3 protein-coding genes are annotated in these 4820 nt (G+C 48.5%); 1 reads left to right on the top strand and 2 read right to left on the bottom strand.

Annotation, left to right across the window (positions count from 1 at the left end):
- Positions 1-293 precede the first annotated feature (293 nt).
- A complete protein-coding gene (locus tag CSQ89_RS20005; RefSeq protein WP_099407779.1) occupies positions 294-1055 on the bottom strand; it encodes a hypothetical protein in 762 nt (253 codons plus the stop codon).
- A 499-nt stretch (positions 1056-1554) separates the two neighbouring features.
- Here CSQ89_RS20005 and CSQ89_RS19995 point away from each other — a divergent pair, with 499 nt between their 5' ends.
- A complete protein-coding gene (locus CSQ89_RS19995; RefSeq protein ID WP_099407777.1) occupies positions 1555-3189 on the top strand; it encodes a methyl-accepting chemotaxis protein in 1635 nt (544 codons plus the stop codon).
- A 169-nt stretch (positions 3190-3358) separates the two neighbouring features.
- Here CSQ89_RS19995 and CSQ89_RS19990 read toward each other — a convergent pair whose 3' ends face one another.
- Positions 3359-4477, bottom strand: a complete 1119-nt coding sequence (locus CSQ89_RS19990) for a beta-ketoacyl-ACP synthase III (protein ID WP_099407776.1) — start codon at positions 4475-4477, stop codon at positions 3359-3361.
- Positions 4478-4820: the final 343 nt, after the last annotated feature.

Raw genomic sequence — 4820 nt, 5'->3', positions numbered from 1 at the left:
CAAGAAAGCGACATGGATATAAAACCCCCATCGAGGTATTTACCGAACGAACCGGGATGAATTACAGTCTTGCCAATGGATTTACCATCCAGTGATAAATAAAAATCCGTCAGGTTCGTTTTTAAATGCGCCTTTGAAAGCCCTGGGGACGGTGTTGTGAACAGAGAGTAGATGTTTACCTGTCTCTTGAAAGGATAGGATCGCTAGCTCGACCTAGGGTTGCCTAATTGAGTGGGATGGCAGCCGAATATTGATGAACTATTTCATTTAATTAAATTTGTTTTGATATGGTGTTATTGCCTAATCCATTTTATTGCCATCTCAAACAGCTGTTGTATATTAACAGGTATTACTGTAATTAAAGCATTTCCCTGATCAAAGTTTGGATTGATCTGGCAGTAATACTGAATTTCAGGCTTTTCGTTTGATCGGAAAGAGTCAATTTCTGATTGGCTATAATTGGTTCTTCGGCCAACATGGCAAATAAAAGATGATTCATTTTGCACTCCTTCTTGCACTGTTTTATCTATTGAGAAAGAATGCTTTAGCTTGCCAACTAATGCTAGAAAATCAGCAGGTATCGCTCTTTTGGCTTGCGGGTAAATAATAGCAACCTGTTTAGCAATTGCGCGATACATCGCAGGGCTTAACATCGTATCCGCATAGCATACATGTTGCCATGGATGCAGCAACCAATATTTCAGCGATTCGCTTACTGAAAATCTCACAGTATTACTACCATGGCGATATGCAGGATAGAATGCCGCAGAAGCACCTATGCAAACTATTTGTTTTTGGTCGAGATTGATTTTTGAAAAAGTTAGCAAGCAATAGCCAACTAGTTTCTCCTTATCAAAATATAATCTAAGCTTCCTTTCAAAAGCGTTTTGCTGAAGGAAATATTTTTGTAGGTAAGCTTTGCTGGATATCCCAGCAAAGCTATCGCCAATCAACAGAAGTAACTCGGTGATAAGTGCATCGTCAATCCATTTGGCAGATTGAGTAAGGCTTTTAATGCGAGTAAAAGAATTTTTTATAATTATATTTTTTTGCATGCATACCCCCCGAGATGATGCGCTTGGCAACCGTAGATATAGAATCCAGCATCTGATCTTACTAGTGGCTTATCGGTTTTTATGGAATATCGGTAGCTTATGGCGAGTGAAAGCTAAGCTTGAATAAGCTGAAATGGTATCAATCTTGTTGTTGAATAGGAATGGCGAAATTAAGTGGATTGTCTCTAAAAAACACAAGCTATATATCGTTGTTGACATCGAAGAGAGTTGGATTGTGGGATTTGATATTTTGAGTATTTCTATGCCCAATGGGTTGGCCTCTTTAAACGATAAACCCTTATCTGGCACCGAAGAATATTACGGTAAGACCTCGATCAAGATGGGGTACTCCCGTTGGTGCTACTGCTGCTGGTGGTAAGTGGATAAAGTGTCGTGAGCAAACTATGGTTTCTAATGGGGTCATTTAGATTGTTTGCCGCATGGCTTTGCCTGCGGGGCGCAATTTCTTACGGAACATAGATACTGCCGGGAGCCACCCATGAAACTCTTCAATGATCTACGGATTTCTATGCGCTTAGCCATCGCATTTTTGCTATTGCTCGCGCTTACTTGTTCAGTAGGTGGGGTAGCATTGGTGAAATTGGGTACGGTCAATGCGGCGTTGGGTGAAGTGGGCGACAAATGGCTACCCAGTGTGCGGGAGATCCTACTGCTACGTACCCATGTCCTGGACCACCGCTTGCGCGAAACCCAGTATGTAATTGCCAAGGCGGATAGCAAGCCGATATTTCTTGATCTCAAGCAAATAGAGCTAGAAAACTTTCGGAAAGTGGCAGCGCTATACGAACCGTTGATCAATACGCCTGAAACTCGTCAGACGTATACAGAATTCCGTGAGAAATTCGATGCCTACCTCAAAGTCAGCGACCAGATCATTGCTTTGGCTAAGGATGATAAGCAGGAAGAGGCAGCCGCGCTGTCGCTTGGGGATGGTGTTAAAGCCTTTCGTGCTGCTTTGCCACTGTTGGAAAAGCTAGTGGATGAGAGCATCAATGGTAGTAAGGTTGCCCGTGCGAATGCAGAAATGGATGCCAGTTCGGCACGTTATGGTGTGACTGTGATGTTGATCGTGGCGCTGGCGTTAGGGGCATTATTTGGGATTATTATCACCCGTAGTATTGTGAAGCCCATACACCAGTCAATTGAGATTGCTAATCGCATTGCCGAGGGTGATCTGACTGGCGACATTCAGGGTAACGACCGCAACGAAATGGGTCAGATGCTCAATGCCCTGTCCACTATGCAGCGATCTCTAAACGATACCATCAGCATCATGCGTCGCCACGCTGAGTCGCTTACCCAGTCTGCCAGCGAAATGGCGACGACATCTACCCAGGTGTCCAATGATTCTGCAGCGCAAAGTGAGTCGGCATCGAGTATGGCAGCTGCAGTCGAAGAGCTGACGGTTAGCATTAGCCAAGTCAAAGATAATGCGGGCGATGCCCAGCAGTCTGCACTTCAGGCGGAGTCGCTGTCGAATGAGGGAGCCGAGGTGATTCGAGGGGCGGAAAAGGAAATTCTTGGTGTGGCTGAAGAGATTCGTGCTACTTCCAAGGTGATTGCAGCGCTGGGCGAAGAGTCGCAACGCATTTCCAGCATTGTGTCGGTGATACACGATGTGGCTGATCAGACCAACCTGCTTGCACTGAATGCTGCTATCGAGGCCGCACGGGCTGGCGAACAGGGGCGTGGCTTCGCGGTGGTTGCTGATGAAGTACGTAAGTTGGCTGAGCGTACCAGTGGCGCTACCCGAGAGATCACCGACATGATTCAGCGTATTCAGCAATGCTCAAAGGATTCGGTCAGCGGTATGGATCGCGCTGTGAACAAGGTGGAAGAAAGTGTGCAGCTGGCTGGCAATGCGGGCGCTGCTATTGGCGGAATTGCTACCAGTGCGGTGGGTGCAGAGCGCGCAGTCAGCGTCATTTCATCTGCATTGCAAGAACAAACCAGTGCTAGTTCGCAAATTGCCAGCAATGTAGAGCGTATCGCGCAAATGGCAGAGGAAAATAGCACCGCGGCAAAGCTTTCTGCTCAATCAGCCCGCGCGCTGAGCCTGCTTGCGGAAGAGATGCGCAAGGAAGTAGCACGTTTTCGCTTGCGCCCGAGTTAGTTTGTTTGGTGCTAGACGCGAATACATCAAACCAGCTAGCGCAGTAAGCCCTGGCTTAGGTTTCTTTAACGGAGAATTCTGCAGGATGGGTTTCTGTTTTGTCCGCCTGCCCAAAATGCTTTGAACAGGCGTTTTAAGACATCTGTACGAGCTGGTTTGACGTCACTGTCTAGCGTTTACGCAAAATCACGCTGCCTACTGAATAGCCGGCACCAAAGCTCGAGATGATGCCAAGGCTGCCGGCAGACAAGTCTTCGTTGTGCAGGTGGAAAGCGATGATGGAACCCGCGCTTGAGGTGTTGGCATACTGGTCGAGAATCACCGGAGCTTCTTCCACTGTTGCGTCGCGTTCTAAAAGGCGGCGGGTGATCAAGTGGTTCATACCCAGATTGGCTTGGTGTAGCCAGAAGCGCTGCACGCTGGTCGGTACCAGGTTCAGGCCCAGAAGATGGCTGGCGATATGCTCGGCCACAAGGGGGCAGACTTCCTTGAATACCTTACGGCCTTCCTGCATGAAGAGCTTGTCGCGCAGGTCGCCGGTTTTATCTTCGGTGCGGTTCAGAAAGCCAGCGTTGTTTCGGATGTTGTTGGAGAACTGGGTTGCGAGTTTGGTACCCAGGATTTCCCACCCTTTGACACTGGCTGTGCTGGGCGTCTCGACAATGACTGCCGTGCAAACATCGCCAAAGATGAAATGACAATCGCGGTCGCGCCATTCGAGGTGAGCAGAGCAGATTTCCGGGTTGATCATCAGTACTGCGCGGGCGCTGCCGTTTTTTACTGCATTGGTGGCTTGCTCAATGCCAAACGTGGCGCTGGAACAAGCCACATTCATATCAAACGCCCAGCCATCAATACCCAGTGCACTTTGTACTTCTATTGAAAGGGCTGGGTAGGCGCGCGGCATATTGCTGGCGGCGCAGATGACACCGTCGATATCCGCAGCTGTCTTGCCGGCTTGTGCCAGAGCCTGCTTGGCTGCGGTGACTGCCATTTCGGCCATGATCGACAGCGTTTCGTTTGTACGCGGTGCAATACGCGGACACATGCGGTCGGGGTCGAGAATACCTTCCTTGTCGATTACATAGCGCTGCTTGATGCCAGATGCTTTTTCGATGAACTCAACGGAAGACTCGGCACGTGCTTCGACTTCACCCTTGGCAATGGCTTCGGCATGCTGGGCATTCCAGCGGCGGATATATTCATTGAAGCTGCTTACCAGTTCGGCATTGCTGATTGCATGGGGGGGGGTATAAAGGCCTGTACCGGTAATAAGGGCGTTCTGCATATAAACCTTTGATTTGCCTGATTGATACCCACCTATCAAGCAACTGGTGGGTAGAATGGCCGAATGATATCAGATGGCTAAGTGGTGATTTCCCTGCATTTGCAAAATGCAACAAATGACCTGCTAGGTGGTTTTCCACGCTGGCTAGCCCTTCTTGTGGGATACGTTTTTTGCTGCCAATCAGCATAGTCCTAGGTATCGTAGGATAGATAGGCGTTATTGACTGATGTTACGCAGTGCATACGATAACCTGTCGCCATGAAGAACAAAGAACTCGATTTGTACACCGACTATTTGCTGAGCACGTTTGGTGCGGCGACAGCAACGGGCTTGTCGGCGATGG

Source organism: Chitinimonas sp. BJB300, assembly GCF_002735695.1.
Classification (GTDB): Bacteria; Pseudomonadota; Gammaproteobacteria; order Burkholderiales; family Chitinimonadaceae; genus Chitinimonas.
This window is presented reverse-complemented; position numbering and strand designations above follow the sequence as displayed.

Bases quoted from the DNA above. Each gene is read 5' to 3' on its own strand.
- CSQ89_RS20005 (WP_099407779.1), bottom strand. From the start codon at position 1,055: ATGCAAAAAAATATAATTATAAAAAATTCTTTTACTCGCATTAAAAGC.
- CSQ89_RS19995 (WP_099407777.1), top strand. From the start codon at position 1,555: ATGAAACTCTTCAATGATCTACGGATTTCTATGCGCTTAGCCATCGCA.
- CSQ89_RS19990 (WP_099407776.1), bottom strand. From the start codon at position 4,477: ATGCAGAACGCCCTTATTACCGGTACAGGCCTTTATACCCCCCCCCAT.